This window comes from Dorea sp. MB18-49 (assembly GCF_023669465.1).
GTDB classification, from domain to species: domain Bacteria; phylum Bacillota; class Clostridia; order Lachnospirales; family Lachnospiraceae; genus Dorea_A; species Dorea_A longicatena.
Window position 1 is genome coordinate 44922 of sequence record NZ_JAMOYX010000011.1, and the last position, 18184, is coordinate 63105.

An 18184-nucleotide genomic window follows, 5' to 3' on the forward strand; every position below is an offset into this window, starting at 1 on the left:
GATTACTGATCCTTTTCCTTTCTTTCCCTGATGAAGAATTTCAAAGCTGTACCACGGAATCCAAAGGCCTCACGAATCTTATTCTCCAGATATCTGGTATAAGAAAAGTGCATCAGTTCTTTATTATTTACAAAAATTACGAATGATGGTGGTTTTACCGCTACCTGTGTAATGTAATACAGTTTCAATCTCTTTCCTTTATCTGACGGTGGCTGCTGCATCGCAACTGCTTCTGTCATAATCTCGTTCAGGACACCGGTCGCAACACGCAGTGTCTGATTCTCGATCACCATATCGATCATATCATATAATTTGTTCAAACGCTGTCCTGTCTCTGCTGACACATACATAATCTCTGCATATGGCATGAATGAAAGCACACGACGTACGTTATTCTCATACTCTCTCATGGTCTTGTCATTCTTTTCAATGGCATCCCATTTATTTACAACAATAATGATACCTTTTCCTCTTTCATGTGCGATACCGGCAATCTTGGCATCCTGTTCGGTGACACCTTCTGTCGCATCGATCACGACCAGTACTACATCTGCACGTTCTACCGCCGTTACAGTACGGATGATACTGTAACGTTCCAGTTCTTCTTTAATTTTGCTCTTTCTTCGAAGTCCGGCAGTATCAATGAAGACATAATCTTTTCCGTTATACTTAACGTTTGTATCAATTGCATCTCTGGTCGTTCCGGCTACGTCAGATACGATCACACGCTGCTTTCCTGTCAACTTGTTAATGATAGAAGATTTTCCTACGTTCGGTTTTCCTACGATTGCCACTCTCGGACGTTCATCTTCTTTTTCTTCCGCTTCATGTTCCGGGAAATGTGCGATCACTGCATCTAACATATCACCGATTCCCAGTCTGGAAGCAGCCGATACCGGCACCGGATCACCAATTCCCAGATTATAGAATTCATATACATCCGGCATGAACTTATCAAAATTGTCAACTTTATTCACAGCCAGTACAACTGGTTTCCCGGATCTTCGAAGCATATCCGCAACCTTGGAATCTGCATCTACAAGCCCCTGTCTTACATCTGTGATAAAAATAATCACATCTGCAGTATCAATGGCAATCTGTGCCTGTTCTCTCATCTGAGAAAGGATAATGTCCTTGCTCTCCGGTTCAATACCCCCTGTGTCGATCATAGTAAATTCTTTATCCAGCCATGTAACATCGGCATAGATACGGTCTCTTGTTACTCCAGGCGTATCTTTGACGATCGAAATCATCTCTCCCGCCAGTACATTAAAAAGGGTCGACTTACCGACATTTGGTCTTCCCACAATAGCAACTACTGGTTTACTCATCTTAACTCTCCTCTATATTTCATTCTATATTTGTCACTTAACGATACTATTATACATTACCTTTGTCAAATAGTCCAATCAGTAGTTGACCTTTTTATAGAAAAAGTGATATAAATAATTAGGAGTAACTTATCATATAAAATACACAGGAGTTTTTATTATGCCAAATATCAAATTAATGGAAAGCGGTCTTCCTGTTGCACCACTTAAAATCGGTGCTCTGGAATCATGCCGCGAACTTGGTGAAAAAGTAAATGATTACATTGTACAATTCAGAAAAAGCACAATGGACAAGAACACAGATTCACCATTATATTATAATTACATGCGTGACAATTACCTGATCGATTGTCCGTGTCCACGTTTTGGAAGTGGAGAAGCCAAAGGACTTCTGACAGAATCTATCCGTGGGGCAGATCTTTTCCTCATGGTAGATGTCTGCAATCATAGTCTTACTTATTCTGTAAATGGTCATTTAAATCATATGTCACCAGACGACCATTTTCAGGATTTAAAAAGAATCATTGCTGCTGCTAACGGAAAAGCACGCCGTGTCAACGTTGTAATGCCTTTCCTCTATGAAAGCCGTCAGCACAAGCGTACCAAACGTGAGTCTCTGGACAGTGCCCTCGCACTTCAGGAACTGATCGATATGGGTGTATCTAATATCTTTACATTTGATGCCCACGATCCACGTGTTCAGAATTCCATTCCACTTCACGGATTTGACAGTTTCAATCCTCCGTATCAGTTCATGAAAGCATTGTTAAAAGCTGAGCCGGATCTTAAAGTAGACAAAGAACACTTAATGATCATCAGTCCGGACGAAGGAGCTATGCAGCGTGCTGTATACTTCTCTAACGTTTTGGGCGTGAATATGGGTATGTTCTACAAACGTCGTGACTATTCAACGGTTGTAAATGGTAAAAACCCGATCGTCGCTCACGAATTTTTAGGTGAACATCTTGATGGAAAAGATGCGATCATCATTGATGATATGATTTCTTCCGGTGAAAGTATGCTCGATGTTGCAAAACAGATTAAAGACCGTGGAGCAAACCGCGTATTTGTCTGCACTACATTCGGACTTTTTACAGACGGATTCGAGAAATTCGATGAATATTATGAAAAAGGATATATCGACCGTGTGATTACTACCAATCTTACTTATCTTCCTGCCGAAGCAAAGGAAAAACCTTATTTCCTGATTGCAGACATGAGTAAATTCATTGCATTGATCATTGATTCTATGAATCATGACATCAGTATCGGAAAAGTTATGGATCCAACTGAGAAGATTCACCGTCTTCTTGAGAAACACAACGGTACTTTGTAAAAATACAGAGAACTTGCCACCGGCGACTTCTCTTGCATACTGTGATAACAAAAGAACCTGCCATTGGCAGGTTCTTTTGTTTAATTTGTAAAATCACTGTAAGCCGTTCCGTCTTTCAGATCTTGTTTTTTTGCCGCAGCCATTTCCGAAACCGTTACAAGCTGATAACCTTCTTCTTCAAGTTTCGGGATAAGTTCCAGTGCTGCGTCAATCGTCTGACTATGAATATCATGCATCAGTACAATATCCCCATCTTTCAGATTCTTCATTACACTGTCAATCGTGCTCTGCGTGTTCCTTGTCTTCCAGTCCAGTGTATCTACATTCCAGAGAATCATTGGCATGCCCACATTCGACTTTACCGTATCATTGATTGCACCATACGGAGGTCTGAGCAGCGTTGCCGGACTTCCACAAATGTTTTTTATATTCCGGTTCGTATCATCAACTTCTTTTTTTACTGCCGCACCATCAATCTTTGTCAGCTGCTGGTGATCATATGAATGATTTCCCAGTTCATTTCCGTCTTTCAGCATCTGCTTTACAGCATCAGGATATAATTTCACATTTTTTCCAAGCATAAAAAATGTCGCATGCGCATTATACTTTTTCAACTGATTCAGAAGTTCTGACGTTCTTGGACCCGGACCGTCATCAAAAGTAAGTGCGATCATTGGCTTTTTCGGATCTATTGCTACTTTTTCTTTCGAAATCAGCTCACCCTTTTCGTTGAATTTGCATTTCTCAAGTCCGATCTTTACCTCTCCCGTTGCTACAATCCCTTTGGAATCAAAATAATATTCTTTTTCATTGATTGTCTGCCAGCCGGTCAGTGCTTTTCCTTCATCTGTCAGATAAGCCTTTCCATCATCTTTGGCCACCCAGCCGGATCTCTGCATAATTCCTTTATTATCAAAGCAATAAAGTGCACCTTCTATCATCTGCCAGCCGGTTACTTTCTTTCCATCCGAATCAAAATAATATGTATTTCCTTTTGATACCACAAAATCCGATGTTATATATGTTCCATCGTATTTTTTAAATTTATTTCCTTCCCATACACCAGTCGGATTCTTTACCTTACATGTTCCGTTCTTTATTGTAACCTGTACCTTCTTTTTCCAGTCTCCTTCCAGATTTTTTTTAATATTGGAATTTAATTTCGCAATGATCACATACGTTCCTTCTGTATTCGCATCCGCTTTGCTTAAAAATGTAATATTCTTTCCTTTTTTCAGATCTTTAGCGAAATCTTCTGCTGTATAATCTTTTGTTAATTTGTTTCTATCTTTATCCCGGATCTTTATGTCCGCCGAATAAGCCGGAAGCTGTTCTCCCTGCTTAATCTCTACATCCGCCACCTGTATGGTTATCTGCGCCGGTTTTCGCAGGATTCCTCTTACTACCGGTATTGCAATCGCAACTATACAAATAGTAAAAAGAGCAAGACCCACCCGAATGTTTCTTACTCTTCTCCGATTCCTTCGTCTTCTTCGAATTTCTGTATTATCCATCCCTAGTATCCCCCCAGATTTCATATCATTGCACAATCCTAGGATACTCTAATTCGACATATTTCGCAATTAAGGGATTCTTACAAATTTATTAAGTTTTGTTTAACATATGACACGTACACGTAACACTTCACCAATCTGTTTTAATTCCTCTACAACACCATCCGGCACCTCAGAATCTACATCGATCATCGTATATGCATATTTTCCCTTACTCTTATTTGTAAGGTCTGCGATGTTCATATTGTCTTTGGCAAGGATCGCTGATATCTGACCGATCATATTCGGCACATTGTGATGTAATACCAGAATACGCGTCTTATCGCCTCTCAGTCCCATATCACAGTCCGGATAGTTCACGGAATGTTTGATATTACCATTTTCCAGATAATCCATCACTTCTTTGACTGCCATCTTCGCACAATTATCTTCGGACTCTTCTGTAGAAGCTCCGAGATGAGGAATTACAATCGCGCCTTTGACACCTGCGATTTCCGGTGTCGGGAAGTCTGTGACATAATGTTTTACTTTTCCAGCTACAAGTGCATCTACCATTGCCTCGGAATCTACCAGTACATCCCTTGCAAAGTTCAGCACGATCACTCCTTCTTTCATAAGACCCAGTGCATCTTTTCCGATCATGCCTTTCGTACTGTCAAGTGCCGGTACATGCACCGTGATATAATCACAGTTTTCATAAATTTCATCTACATTTGTTGTATGATGGATACTTCTTGACAGTCTCCATGCAGAATCTACGGATACATACGGATCATATCCATATACATCCATACCAAGATGTGTTGCCGCATTTGCAACCAGAACTCCAATTGCACCAAGACCGATCACACCAAGCTTTTTGCCTTCCAACTCCTGTCCGGCAAATGCTTTCTTGGCTTTTTCTGCATCTTTGGCAATGTTCCCGTCTTCTTCGTTCTCCTGTACCCAGTTGATACCGCCGATGATATCTCTGGAAGCAAGAAGCATACCGGCAATTACCAGTTCCTTTACACCATTCGCATTGGCTCCCGGTGTGTTAAATACAACGATTCCCTGTTCTGCACATTTCTCAAGCGGAATATTGTTCACACCCGCACCGGCTCTTGCAATAGCTTTCAGATCCGGTGCAAATTCCATCTCGTGCATTGCCGCACTTCTTACCAGGATCGCATCTGCTGTTTCTGGTGTGCTTACAGGTGCATAGTCTTTTGTGAATTCATCCAGTCCTACCTGTGAAATTGGGTTCAGATTATGATACTTATACATGATTACAGATTCTCCTTTTCAAATGCTTTCATAAATTCTACCAGTTTCTCTACCCCTTCGATCGGCATCGCATTGTAGATACTTGCACGCATACCGCCGACACTTCTGTGTCCTTTCAGGTTCTCGAATCCGGCTTTTTTTGCCTCTTTCACGAATTTTGCATCCAGGTCCTTATCACCTGTTACAAACGGAACATTCATAAGCGAACGGTCTTTTGGAACAACCGTGCCCTTGAACAGTTTGCTTTCATCCAGATAATCATAGAGAATCTTTGCTTTCTTTTCATTGCGCTCTTTGATTGCTTCCAGTCCGCCCTGTTTTTTCAGCCATTTAAACACTTTACCACAGATATAGATTCCATATGCCGGTGGTGTATTGTATAAAGACTTGGCATCTGCATGCGTCTTATACTTCAACATAGTCGGTGTACCTTCTAATACATCATCTGTGATCAGATCCTCACGGATAATTGCGATCACAACACCTGCAGGTCCGACATTTTTCTGAACACCGCCGTAGATAACGCCGTATTTTGACACATCTACCGGTTCAGACAGGAAGCAGGATGATACATCTGCCACCAGTGTCTTTCCTTTGGTATTCGGAAGCTCTTTGAACTTCGTACCATAAATCGTATTATTCTCGCAGATATATACATAATCTGCATCTTCAGAGATATCGAGGTCTGAGCAGTCCGGAATATAAGAAAATGTCTTATCTTCGGAAGATGCGATCACATGGACCTCTCCGTATTTTTCTGCTTCTTTGGCTGCCTTTTTCGCCCACTGTCCGGTTACGATATAGTCAGCCACTTTATTCTTCATCAGATTCATAGGAATCATGGCAAATTGCTGAGACGCTCCGCCCTGTAAAAATAATACTTTATAGTTATCCGGGATATGCATCAGTTCACGGATATCGGCTTCTGCTGTCTCAATAATCTCCTGGAACACCGATGAACGGTGACTCATTTCCATAACCGACATTCCACAGCCCTGATAGTCTAACATCTCTGCTGCTGCTTCTTTTAATACTTCTTCCGGCAATACGGCCGGGCCTGCTGAAAAATTGTACACTCTGCTCATTGTTGTTCCTCCACTTTCCTTTACTTTTTTCTTTTACTATTCTGCATTTTTTGCTTCCAGGTCTTTTTCATCAAAAGCTTCATTGATCGGGGCGCCAGGGGCAACCATCGGCCATACCTTGTCATCACTGTCAATCTGGCAGTCGATCACCACCGGATGTCCGCTCTTTAACGCGTTCGCAAATGCTTCTTTGAATTCTTCCTGGGTTGCCACACGTACTCCTTCTGCTCCCATAGCTTCTGCAAGTTTTACAAAATCTACGGCATCATTGAGTACAGTAGCCGAGTAACGCTGTCCGTAGAACAGGTTCTGCCACTGGCGGACCATACCAAGTACATGGTTGTTAATCACTACCTGGATCACCGGAATATTATGGCGTGCCGCGGTAGCGATCTCATTCATATTCATACGGAAACATCCGTCACCTGCGATATTGACAACGGTCTTTTCCGGTCTTCCAACCTTGGCTCCAAGTGAAGCTCCAAGACCATATCCCATGGTTCCAAGTCCTCCTGAGGTAAGGAGTGTTCTTGGCTCTGTATATTTATAATACTGTGCTGCCCACATCTGGTGCTGTCCGACTTCTGTCGAAATGATTGCTTCACCATTTGTCTGACGGTAGATCTCTTCTACAACAAACGGTCCGCTGAGCACATCCGGATGATAGGTCATCGGATATTTCTCTTTGTAAGACATGATCTGTTCTACCCATGCCTTGTGATCCTGCTGTTCCAGACGCTCATTCATCTTCTGAAGAACGACTTTCAGATCACCGACCACACCTTCTGTGATCAGAATATTTTTATTCATCTCTGCAGCATCTACATCAAACTGTAAGATTTTTGCATTCTGGGCAAATTTCTTTGCATTTCCTGTTACACGGTCACTGAATCTTGCTCCTGCGACGATCAGAAGATCACATTCACTGACTCCGTAGTTGGATGCCTTTGTTCCATGCATTCCGAGCATTCCGGTATATAACGGATCTGTTCCCGGGAATGCTCCTTTTCCCATCAGGGAATCGGTAACCGGAGCATCTACCTTCTTTACGAATTCATATAATTCTTTGCTGGCTTCTGATAATACCGCTCCGCCACCGACAAATATGTATGGTTTCTCTGACTCCCGGATCATACGTACTGCACTTTCCAGATCTTTTTCACAGATATCTTTGGATGGTTTTACAACCTTTGGTTCCTGTGCTGTAAATTCTGCTTTGTTCGCAGTTACATCTTTCGGGATATCGATCAGGACCGGTCCCGGTCTTCCTTCTTTGGCTATCACGAATGCCTTACGTATCGTATCCGCCAGATTATTGACATCTTTTACAATATAATTATGCTTGGTGATTGGCATTGTAACACCTGCAATATCGATCTCCTGGAAACTGTCTTTTCCCAGAAGTGATACTCCTACATTACAGGTAATTGCAACGACCGGAATCGAATCCATGTATGCGGTTGCAATTCCGGTTACAAGGTTTGTTGCACCCGGTCCGCTGGTTGCAAGACATACACCGACTTTTCCTGTCGCTCTTGCATATCCGTCTGCCGCATGAGCAGCACCCTGCTCATGTGACGTAAGGATATGTGTAATCTCATCTTTATGTTTATATAATTCATCGTATACGTTCAAAATTGCTCCGCCCGGATAACCGAATACGGTATCGACGCCCTGCTCTTTCAAACACTCAATTACGATCTGTGATCCTGTTAACTGCATACCATTCATTCCCCTGTCATGATTTATTTTGCTTTTGGAACTTCGAGAATTGCTCCTCTGTTTCCAGAAGTAACCATTGCCGCATATCTTGCAAGATATCCGGTTGTAACTTTTGGTTCTCTCGGAGTCCAGTTTGCTTTTCTCTTTGCAAGTTCTTCATCGGATACATCCAGATGAATAGAAAGGTTCGGAATATCGATCTGGATCAGGTCTCCTTCTTCTACCAGTGCGATTGGTCCACCAACAGCTGCTTCCGGAGATACGTGTCCGATAGATGCCCCTCTGGATGCACCACTGAAACGTCCGTCTGTGATCAGCGCTACACTTGAGCCAAGTCCCATACCTGCGATTGCAGATGTAGGATTTAACATCTCACGCATTCCAGGGCCTCCCTTTGGTCCTTCGTAACGGATAACGACAACGTCACCGGCAACGATCTTACCACCTTTGATCGCTGCAATTGCATCTTCTTCACAGTCAAATACTCTTGCAGGTCCTTCGTGTACCAGCATCTCGTCTACAACAGCGGAACGTTTTACAACGCTTCCGTCCGGCGCAAGATTTCCTTTTAATACTGCAAGCCCGCCTGTTGGTGTGTATGGATTATCAATTGGACGGATTACTTCCGGATCTTTGTTGACCACGCCTTCGATATTCTCTCCAACGGTCTTTCCTGTAACTGTCATACATTCTGTATGCAGAAGGCCTTTCTTATTCAGCTCTGCCATAACTGCATATACACCGCCGGCTTCGTTCAGATCTTCCATGTATGTCGGGCCTGCCGGTGCAAGGTGGCAGAGGTTCGGTGTCTTTTCGCTGATTCCATTTGCAAAATCAATCTCGAAATCCATTCCTACTTCGTGTGCGATTGCAGGGAGGTGAAGCATACTGTTGGTAGAGCATCCAAGTGCCATGTCAACCGTAAGTGCATTCAGGATTGCTTCTTTTGTCATGATATCTCTTGGACGGATATTCTTCTCAAGAAGTTCCATAACCTTCATACCTGCATGCTTTGCAAGACGGATTCTTTCTGAATAAACTGCCGGAATTGTTCCATTTCCACGAAGTCCCATACCAAGTACTTCTGTCAGACAGTTCATACTGTTCGCTGTGTACATTCCGGAACATGATCCGCATGTCGGACATACTTTGTTCTCGAATTCGCACAGATCTGCATCTGACATCGTTCCTGCAGCGTTTGCTCCTACTGCCTCGAACATGCTGGAAAGACTTCTCTTCTGTCCTTTTACATGTCCTGCAAGCATCGGTCCTCCGCTGACGAATACAGTTGGTACATTGATTCTTGCTGCAGCCATCAGAAGTCCCGGTACGTTCTTATCACAATTCGGGATCATAACAAGCGCATCAAACTGATGTGCCATTGCCATTGCCTCTGTAGAATCTGCGATCAAGTCTCTGGTTACCAGAGAATACTTCATTCCGATATGTCCCATTGCGATTCCGTCACAGACTGCTATTGCAGGGAACATGATCGGTGTACCGCCTGCCATGGCAACTCCCTGTTTTACTGCATTTGCGATCTTATCCAGATTCATATGTCCAGGTACGATCTCATTGTATGAACATACGATACCGACCAGTGGTCTGTTCATCTCTTCCTCGGTAAGTCCGAGTGCATTGAACAGCGAGCGGTGAGGCGCCTGCTGTTTTCCTTTTGTTACTGTATCACTTCTCATTCTTTTTTATCCTCCTGTTGTCTTTCTATTCAATTTCTTCTATATATAACTCTGTAAATCCGTAATTCTATGCATCAGACAATTACTGAATGTTTGCTGCGATCAGACTTCCCATCTCTTCTGTACCAATCTGAGTCTTTCCGTCCGACATAATATCAATCGTACGATATCCGTCTTTTAATACTTTTGAAACAGCTGCTTCGATCGCATCTGCTTCTTTGTCCAGATCAAAGCTGAAACGGAGCATCATTGCTGCTGAAAGGATGGTTGCGATCGGATTAGCGATTCCCTTTCCTGCAATATCCGGTGCAGATCCACCGCTTGGTTCATACAAGCCGAATTTTGTCTCATTTAAGCTGGCACTTGCAAGCATTCCGATCGATCCTGTCACCATACTTGCTTCATCTGAAAGAATGTCTCCGAACATGTTCTCTGTAAGGATAACGTCAAACTGTTTCGGATCTTTTACAAGCTGCATTGCACAGTTGTCTACCAACATATTTTCAACTGTTACTTCCGGATAATCCTTTGAAACTTCTTCTACTACTTTTCTCCATAATCTGGAAGAATCCAGTACATTCGCTTTATCTACACTTGTGACTTTCTTACGGCGTTTCATTGCAATATCAAATCCGCGTTTTGCAATTCGTCTAATCTCTTCTTCATTATATGTAAGAGAATCCTGTGCTGTCATTACACCATTTACTTCTTCTGTCTTTCTCTCTCCAAAGTACAGACCGCCGGTCAGCTCTCTCATGATCATCATGTCAAATCCGCCTTCTGTAATCTCTTCTTTCAGCGGGCATGCACCTTTCAATTCATCATAAAGCACTGCAGGTCTTAAGTTTGCGAAAAGATTCAGCGCTTTTCTGATCTTTAAAAGTCCTGCTTCCGGTCTCTTGGATGGCTCTAACTTGTACCATGGAGATGTCTTTGCATCTCCTCCGATGGAACCCATCAGAACTGCATCACATGCTTTTGCCTCGGCGATCGTCTCATCTGTAAGCGGTACTCCGTGAACATCAATGGATGCTCCCCCCATGAGTAACTGTGTATAATCACAAGTATGTCCATATACTTCTGCAACTTTATTCAGAACTTTCATTGCCTCCGTTACAATCTCCGGGCCAATTCCGTCTCCCTTAATCACACCAATTTTAAGATTCATAGTTCTTCTTCCTTCCTTCGGTAAAAATCTATAAAAATAATATTATCGTATTTTTATGCATGTTTCAAGACTTTAATTGACTAAATTGACAAATTGCTACATTTTACATACTAAAAAAGACTTTTTATCATATTTCTTGTACACTTTGTTGATTTCTATCCACTCGATACATTCTTACAATCTCTTTGATAACCGGAAGCTTTTTACAATTGCATGATACAGAGAACTTGCCACTGGCAACTTCTCTTGCATACTTTGGTATAACAAAAAAATTACGGAACACATATTTCTATGTGCTCCGTAATTTTTATTGCCATGCATTCGTAAAGAGCTGCCAGTGGCAGGTCCTGTAGATACCAAAGTATACAACTGCCAGCGGCAGATTCTATGCATGATATTTCGCTGTTTCAAGAATCCGGTTCGCATTTTCCACACGCTCTTTCGATGGCGGATCAATGCCTTCCAGCTGATACGGGATTCCCAGTTCTTTCCATTTATATACACCAAGTGTATGATATGGAAGAACCTCAACTTTCTCTACGTCATCAAGTGTTTCTATAAAGTCATGAAGTCTGTGCAGATACTCGTCTTTATCGCTTCTTTCCGGAACCAGGACGTGACGGATCCAGACTGGTTTTCCGGTATCAGAAAGATACCTTGCCATATCAAGAATATTCTTATTCGTCTGTCCGGTAAGGATCTTATGCTGCTCATCATCAATATGCTTGATATCTAGCATCACAAGATCTGTCACCTTCATAAGTTCCTGGAATTTACTGAAGAATGGCTCTTCTCTTGTAAATGGATTCCCGCAGGTATCCAGTGTCGTGTTGATTCCTCTTTCTTTGGCTTTCTGGAACAACTCCAGCAGAAAATCGATCTGCAGAAGCGGTTCGCCTCCACTGACGGTAATACCGCCCTTACTTCCCCAGTAAGTGCGGTATTTCCAGGCTTTATCAATCAGTTCATCTGCTGTGTAGAGAGTCCCTGAATTCATGTTCCATGTGTCCGGGTTATGACAGAACTGGCAGCGCATTGCACAGCCGGTCGTAAATATCAGATACCGGACACCTGGACCGTCAACGGAGCCGAAACTTTCCAGAGAATGAATATATCCTTGGGTCATAGTTTTGCTCCTTTTCTTATTTATTACATGTAATTCGCCATGTACTCCGCCATGCGCAGCTCGATTCCGCTTTGCTTCATCTCGCTGACGGCTGTCGCCGTATATCATCTGATCCAGATATCATAATTCAAGCAAGCTTGATTATAACATCTGTCTCATCTGATGCATAGCTCATAGCTTTTACATATGATCGTGGCAAGTTCTTGCGATAACGTCTAACTGCTGTTCGCGAGTCAGGTCGATGAACTTAACTGCGTATCCAGATACACGGATTGTGAAGTTAGCGTATTCTGGTTTCTCTGGGTGTTCCATAGCGTCAACCAGTTTGTCTGTACCAAATACGTTAACGTTCAGGTGATGTGCTCCCTGATCGAAGTATCCGTCCATTACACGTGCAAGATTTTCTTTACGCTCGTCATCTGTGTGTCCAAGTGCACTTGGGCTGATTGTCTGAGTATTAGAAATACCATCCAGAGCCAGCTCGTATGGCAGCTTAGCAACAGAGTTAAGAGATGCAAGAAGTCCGCTCTTTTCTGCACCGTAAGATGGGTTAGCACCTGGTGAAAGTGGTTCTCCTGCTTTTCTTCCATCTGGAAGAGATCCTGTAGCCTTACCATATACTACGTTAGAAGTAATTGTAAGGATTGATGTTGTAGGTACAGAATTTCTGTATGTGTGGCACTTGTTCAGTTTGTGCATGAATGTTTTCAGAAGCCAGATAGCCATGTCATCTGCACGATCATCATCGTTACCGTATCTTGGGAAGTCTCCTTCGATTTCGAAATCTGTTGTGATTCCGTCTTCGTCACGAATAGCTTTAACCTTAGCGTATTTGATAGCGCAAAGTGAATCTACTACGTGAGAGAATCCAGCGATACCTGTTGCGAATGAACGCTTAACATCTGTGTCGATCAGTGACATCTGAGCTGCTTCATAGTAGTATTTGTCATGCATATAGTGGATCATGTTAAGTGTATCAACATACAGTTTGCTTAACCATTCCATCATAGCATCGTATTTTTCCATTACTTCATCGAAGTCAAGGTACTCAGATGTGATTGGTCTGTAAGCAGGTCCAACCTGAACTTTGTTCTTTTCATCAATACCACCGTTGATAGCGTATAACAGACACTTAGCAAGGTTTGCACGAGCTCCGAAGAACTGCATCTCTTTACCTGTCTCTGTAGCAGATACGCAGCAGCAGATTGAATAGTCATCGCCCCATACCGGACGCATAACATCATCGTTCTCATACTGGATTGAGCTTGTTTCTACCGAAATCAGAGCTGCGAACTTCTTGAAGTTCTCTGGCAGTCTTGAAGAGTAAAGTACTGTAAGGTTTGGTTCTGGTGAAGGTCCCATGTTCTTCAGTGTGTGAAGGAAACGATAGTCGTTCTTTGTTACCATAGAACGTCCGTCCTGTCCAAGTCCACCAACTTCCAGTGTTGCCCATGTAGGGTCTCCTGAGAACAGTTCGTTGTATGATGGGATTCTTGCGAACTTAACCATACGGAATTTCATTACCATGTGGTCGATTAATTCCTGAGCTTCTTTTTCTGTGATCTTTCCAGCTTTTAAGTCTCTTTCAATATAGATATCAAGGAATGTAGAGATACGTCCAACACTCATTGCAGCCCCGTTCTGAGTCTTGATTGCTGCAAGATATCCGAAGTACAGCCACTGTACTGCTTCGTGAGCATCTTTAGCCGGCTGTGAAATGTCATAGCCATATACAGCTGCCATTTCTTTCATTTCTTTCAGAGCTTTGATCTGATCTGCAAGCTCTTCACGAAGACGGAAGTCTGTTCCCTTCATTCCGTGTCTTGCATAACGCTCAAAGTCATACTGTTTTTTCTCGATCAGGAAGTCGATACCATAAAGAGCTACACGACGGTAGTCACCAACGATACGTCCTCTTCCGTATGTATCCGGAAGACCTGTGATGATCTTGTTGTGTCTTGCTTTCTTCATTTCAGGTGTGTAAATATCAAATACTCCCTGGTTGTGTGTTTTATGATATTTTGTAAAGATCTTATGAAGTTCTTCGCTTGGCTGATAACCGTAAGTTGTACAAGCCTGCTCAGCCATCTTAATTCCACCGTATGGCATAAAAGCTCTCTTCAGAGGTTTGTCTGTCTGAAGACCAACAACCTTCTCAAGATCCTTTGTCTCTTCACTGATGTATCCTGGGCCATATGCTGTAAGACCAGATACTACTTCAGTTTCCATATCAAGAACGCCGCCCTTTGCACGCTCTTCTTTCTGAAGTTCCTGAAGCTTACCCCATAATGTATCGGTTGCTTCTGTTGGTCCTTCCAGGAAGGATTCGTCTCCTTCATATGGTGTATAGTTCTCCTGGATAAAGCTGCGAACGTCAACTGAGTTCACCCATTCTTTTCCTTTAAAACCAGCCCACTGCTCAAAATGTGCCATCTTTTTGTTCCCCTTTCCTATCTTTCATTTTCTTTTGCGCCGTCAGTATACCATTTCGTGAAGAAAATATCAAGGCTTATTCTGATAATTGTTTTCAAAATCGCCCTTGTATGCAATTTTGTGCAATTTGTGTATATTTATACGAACAATATCGCTTTATTTTGCATTTTTCCAGGCACAATTTTACCTTTTGGGCACTAAAAGATGTGGAGGAACTGACGTTGGCATTCTGATCCCTCTTACATATTTTTGTATAAAAAAGAAGAACCTGCACATTATACAGATTCTCCATTCTTTTGCATTTTATTCTGCAGATGCTTTTTCAACCTGTGCGATGGCTGCTTTCTGCATTGGAATACGGCAGTTCTTGTTGCTTCCGAATTCTACGATTACATCTTCATCACTGATGTCAATCAGTACACCGTAAAATCCGCTTGTTGTCAGTACTGTATCTCCGACTTCCATCTCGTTGATCATTGCCTGAACTCTCTTCTGTTCTTTCTTCTGAGGTCTCATGAAGATCATGTAGAATCCTCCGAAAATAACTGCATATACAACAATTAAAATAACCCAGCTTGTACCGCTGGAGCTCTGTGCTGCTAATGAAAACATCTCTTTTCCTCCTACTCATCTTTAAACACTATTGCTATCATACACAAAAACCTCGCATTCAGCAAGGTTTTTTATGCTTTTTTCATTATTTTATTCATTCTTGCCCGTTACAGCGGCAATTTTTCTCTCTTTATACTCTTTATAACAGTCATGATCGATCGCATCACGGATCTCTTCCATCATTGTATTATAGAAATACAGATTATGAAGCACACACAGACGCATTCCCAGCATTTCTTTTGCTTTTAACAGATGTCTGATATATGCTCTTGAATAATTGCGGCATGCCGGGCACTGGCATCCTTCTTCAATCGGTCTGTCATCCAGCTCAAATTTGGCATTGAACAGATTAAGTTTTCCATGATTCGTGTACACATGTCCATGTCTTCCATTTCTGCTTGGGTACACACAGTCAAAGAAATCTACGCCTCTGTCAACTGCTTCCAGAATATTCACCGGAGTTCCGACTCCCATCAGATAAGTCGGTTTATGATCTGGAAGATGGGGAACAACTGCATCCAGGATCCGGTACATCTCTTCATGAGATTCACCGACTGCCAGTCCGCCAACCGCATATCCATCCAGATTCAGTTTTGAAATCTCATCCGCATGTTTGATGCGGATATCTTCATATACTCCGCCCTGATTGATTCCAAAAAGCATCTGATGCTTATTAATTGTATCCGGAAGCGAATTCAGGCGTTCCATTTCTTTTTTACATCGTACAAGCCATCTGGTCGTACGCGCCACAGATTTTTCTATATATTCCCTGTCAGCTACACTCGACGGGCACTCATCAAATGCCATCGCTATCGTAGATGCCAGATTCGACTGAATCCGCATACTCTCTTCTGGCCCCATAAATATTTTATGTCCGTCAATATGGGAATTGAAATACACTCCCTCTTCTTTGATTCTGCGCAGTCCCGCAAGTGAAAACACCTGAAATCCGCCCGAATCGGTAAGAATCGGCTTGTCCCAATTCATAAATTTGTGAAGTCCGCCCAATTTTTTTACCACTTCGTCTCCCGGACGCACATGTAAATGATAAGTATTTGATAATTCTACCTGCGTCTTTATCTCCTGCAAATCCGTAGTTGCCACAGCCCCTTTAATTGCAGCTGCCGTACCGACATTCATAAACACGGGGGTCTCGATGACCCCATGTACCGTATGCAGCCGTCCTCTTTTTGCAAGGCCGTCTTTTTTGATTAATTCATACATGATTATATTTCCTTTTTCTCTAATTATGTACTACCACCGGTGTTCCTGCCGAAATAAGTTCGAATAATTTTCCGGCCATCTCAGGCGGCATGTTTACACATCCATGTGATCCATTTGTCTGATACCTGCTGCCTCCAAATGTAGGCTGCCATGATGCATCATGGAAACCGACACCTCCGTTAAACGGCATCCAGTATTTTACAGGCGTCTCATACTCATAAGTACCATCTGCCTTTTTCGTTCCCTTAAGCGTCTGATCTTTTGCTTTATATGCAAGCGAATAGACACCGGTCGGAGTTGCATTTCCTTTATTTGGATTTCCCGTTACAACATCAGTCTCCAGAGCAATATGCCCATCTTTTACATAATACATATGCTGTGTTGTCAGATTAACCTCTGCGTAAGTATTTCCCACATCATTTCCATCATGACTTGCTGCACGGCTTGAATAATTGGGCTCTCTTGTTACTGTTTCCGCTTTTTGAATATTCGCGATCAGCGCATTGTACTCTGCTTCCTGATCAATCTTCCATCCGTAACTTCCACCCGAAACCGTAACGGTATTACCGCTTGCTGATGTAAATGTTCTTTCTTTTCCCTTTGTATCATACTTTGCTGCAAGTGACTGAACGTATTCTTTCACAGCACTTTCATCGAATGTCACATTCATATCATCGTCAACTTTAACCCACTTAGATATCATAGAAGAATCGACAACCTCTGTATTCGGTTTGAAATCATAGGTAACCGTTGCTCCAAGATATTTGTTCATTGCATCACAGGCTTCTGTTACCTTTTTGGAATCTGATGTGTAAGCCGGCTTTTCATAGCAGCCTGTTTTTAAAAGATCAAGCTTTTCATTTGCCCCGTTCACTGCGGTTATTACTGTCTTACGGAACTCTTCAGTCTTGATCGTTGTACCATCCGTCTCCGGTACAACCACAAATTTGTCCGTCTTGAATTCCGGATGTGCATTAACCGGTGCAATCTGATTCTCTTCTTTCATACATTCCAGATTTGCAATCTGCGTTTTTAATGCGCTTTCATCATACTCTACCCCGATCTTTGCCTTCATATTGCGGCCTTTCCATAACGACTCGATCCACAGGAACGGATTCTGTCCTTTTATCAGTTTTTCTACCTGTTTTCCGGGTACATACTTTAATGATATGTCTTTTCCTTCAATTACTTCTGTTTTATTATCGGCTTCAAGTAATGTCAGTTTATAATCTGCAACTTCTTTCTCCAGATATTCCTCTACCTGTTTTACATTCTTATTCGAACAGTCTATTCCATTAATGACAGTCTTTGAAAAGAAATGTGTACTGTAAAATACTGCCGTACCCACATAACCAATTGCAATGACCGAAACGATCAGCGAAAGTACAATTGCTATCTTATTACGCAATTTCCAGTTTTTTCTTCTGTTTTTTCTTTGTTGTCTTCTTTCTTGTTTCATTACTTTCTGTGTTTCAGGTCTCTGATCCTCTTCATCAATTTCTGAAAATCCCTCATCCGCATACATTTCTTTCTCTAATATTTCTTCCATTTTATCTGTATGTTTTTCTCTAATGCTCATTAATTCTAACTCCTCTACAATGAAATTTACCTGCTTATAATAAAGTTCATGCTTTCTAATTATAATATGCATATATAGAAAAGTACAGATA

General features: G+C 42.1%; 13 protein-coding genes. 1 reads left to right on the top strand and 12 read right to left on the bottom strand.

All coding sequences use genetic code 11. The annotated features are described in order from the left end of the window. Nucleotides 1-2: 2 nt before the first annotated feature. Entirely contained in the window at nucleotides 3-1331 is a 1329-nt protein-coding gene (gene der / locus NCY30_RS05315; protein WP_006426731.1) for a ribosome biogenesis GTPase Der, read from the bottom strand. Between the two features lie 160 nt (nucleotides 1332-1491). On the opposite strand from der, the gene NCY30_RS05320 reads away from it, so the two are divergent. Then, nucleotides 1492-2667, top strand: a complete 1176-nt coding sequence (locus NCY30_RS05320; RefSeq protein ID WP_006426732.1) for a ribose-phosphate pyrophosphokinase — start codon at nucleotides 1492-1494, stop codon at nucleotides 2665-2667. 80 nt (nucleotides 2668-2747) lie between these two features. Here NCY30_RS05320 and NCY30_RS05325 read toward each other — a convergent pair whose 3' ends face one another. From NCY30_RS05325 to NCY30_RS05375, 11 genes are all read right to left on the bottom strand, one after another. Continuing rightward, nucleotides 2748-4181, bottom strand: a complete 1434-nt coding sequence (locus tag NCY30_RS05325; protein WP_173787188.1) for a polysaccharide deacetylase family protein — start codon at nucleotides 4179-4181, stop codon at nucleotides 2748-2750. Between the two features lie 102 nt (nucleotides 4182-4283). Further along, on the bottom strand, nucleotides 4284-5447 hold the full coding sequence (locus NCY30_RS05330; RefSeq protein WP_006426734.1) for a phosphoglycerate dehydrogenase: 1164 nt from the start codon (nucleotides 5445-5447) through the stop codon (nucleotides 4284-4286). Nucleotides 5448-5449: 2 nt separating this feature from the next. Beyond that, nucleotides 5450-6532: a 3-phosphoserine/phosphohydroxythreonine transaminase gene (gene serC / locus NCY30_RS05335; protein WP_006426735.1), complete on the bottom strand. Its 1083-nt coding sequence runs from the start codon at nucleotides 6530-6532 to the stop codon at nucleotides 5450-5452. A 36-nt stretch (nucleotides 6533-6568) separates the two neighbouring features. After that, nucleotides 6569-8254: a biosynthetic-type acetolactate synthase large subunit gene (gene ilvB, locus NCY30_RS05340; protein ID WP_250818533.1), complete on the bottom strand. Its 1686-nt coding sequence runs from the start codon at nucleotides 8252-8254 to the stop codon at nucleotides 6569-6571. A gap of 23 nt (nucleotides 8255-8277) precedes the next feature. Next, complete coding sequence (ilvD, locus tag NCY30_RS05345) at nucleotides 8278-9951, bottom strand: dihydroxy-acid dehydratase (RefSeq protein ID WP_022416069.1); 1674 nt, start codon at nucleotides 9949-9951, stop codon at nucleotides 8278-8280. Between the two features lie 82 nt (nucleotides 9952-10033). Continuing rightward, the gene (gene leuB / locus NCY30_RS05350; protein ID WP_055180998.1) at nucleotides 10034-11119 is read right to left on the bottom strand and encodes a 3-isopropylmalate dehydrogenase; all 1086 of its coding nucleotides are present in this window, start codon (nucleotides 11117-11119) and stop codon (nucleotides 10034-10036) included. A 385-nt stretch (nucleotides 11120-11504) separates the two neighbouring features. Beyond that, the gene (gene pflA / locus NCY30_RS05355) at nucleotides 11505-12245 is read right to left on the bottom strand and encodes a pyruvate formate-lyase-activating protein (protein ID WP_250818534.1); all 741 of its coding nucleotides are present in this window, start codon (nucleotides 12243-12245) and stop codon (nucleotides 11505-11507) included. Nucleotides 12246-12425: 180 nt separating this feature from the next. After that, nucleotides 12426-14678, bottom strand: coding sequence for a formate C-acetyltransferase (gene pflB / locus NCY30_RS05360; protein WP_055180994.1), 2253 nt, complete (start codon nucleotides 14676-14678; stop codon nucleotides 12426-12428). 303 nt (nucleotides 14679-14981) lie between these two features. Beyond that, nucleotides 14982-15290, bottom strand: coding sequence for a preprotein translocase subunit YajC (gene yajC, locus NCY30_RS05365; RefSeq protein ID WP_022416065.1), 309 nt, complete (start codon nucleotides 15288-15290; stop codon nucleotides 14982-14984). Nucleotides 15291-15380: 90 nt separating this feature from the next. After that, the gene (tgt, locus tag NCY30_RS05370; RefSeq protein ID WP_055180990.1) at nucleotides 15381-16514 is read right to left on the bottom strand and encodes a tRNA guanosine(34) transglycosylase Tgt; all 1134 of its coding nucleotides are present in this window, start codon (nucleotides 16512-16514) and stop codon (nucleotides 15381-15383) included. Between the two features lie 19 nt (nucleotides 16515-16533). Continuing rightward, nucleotides 16534-18093, bottom strand: coding sequence for a L,D-transpeptidase family protein (locus NCY30_RS05375; RefSeq protein WP_242853898.1), 1560 nt, complete (start codon nucleotides 18091-18093; stop codon nucleotides 16534-16536). Nucleotides 18094-18184: the final 91 nt, after the last annotated feature.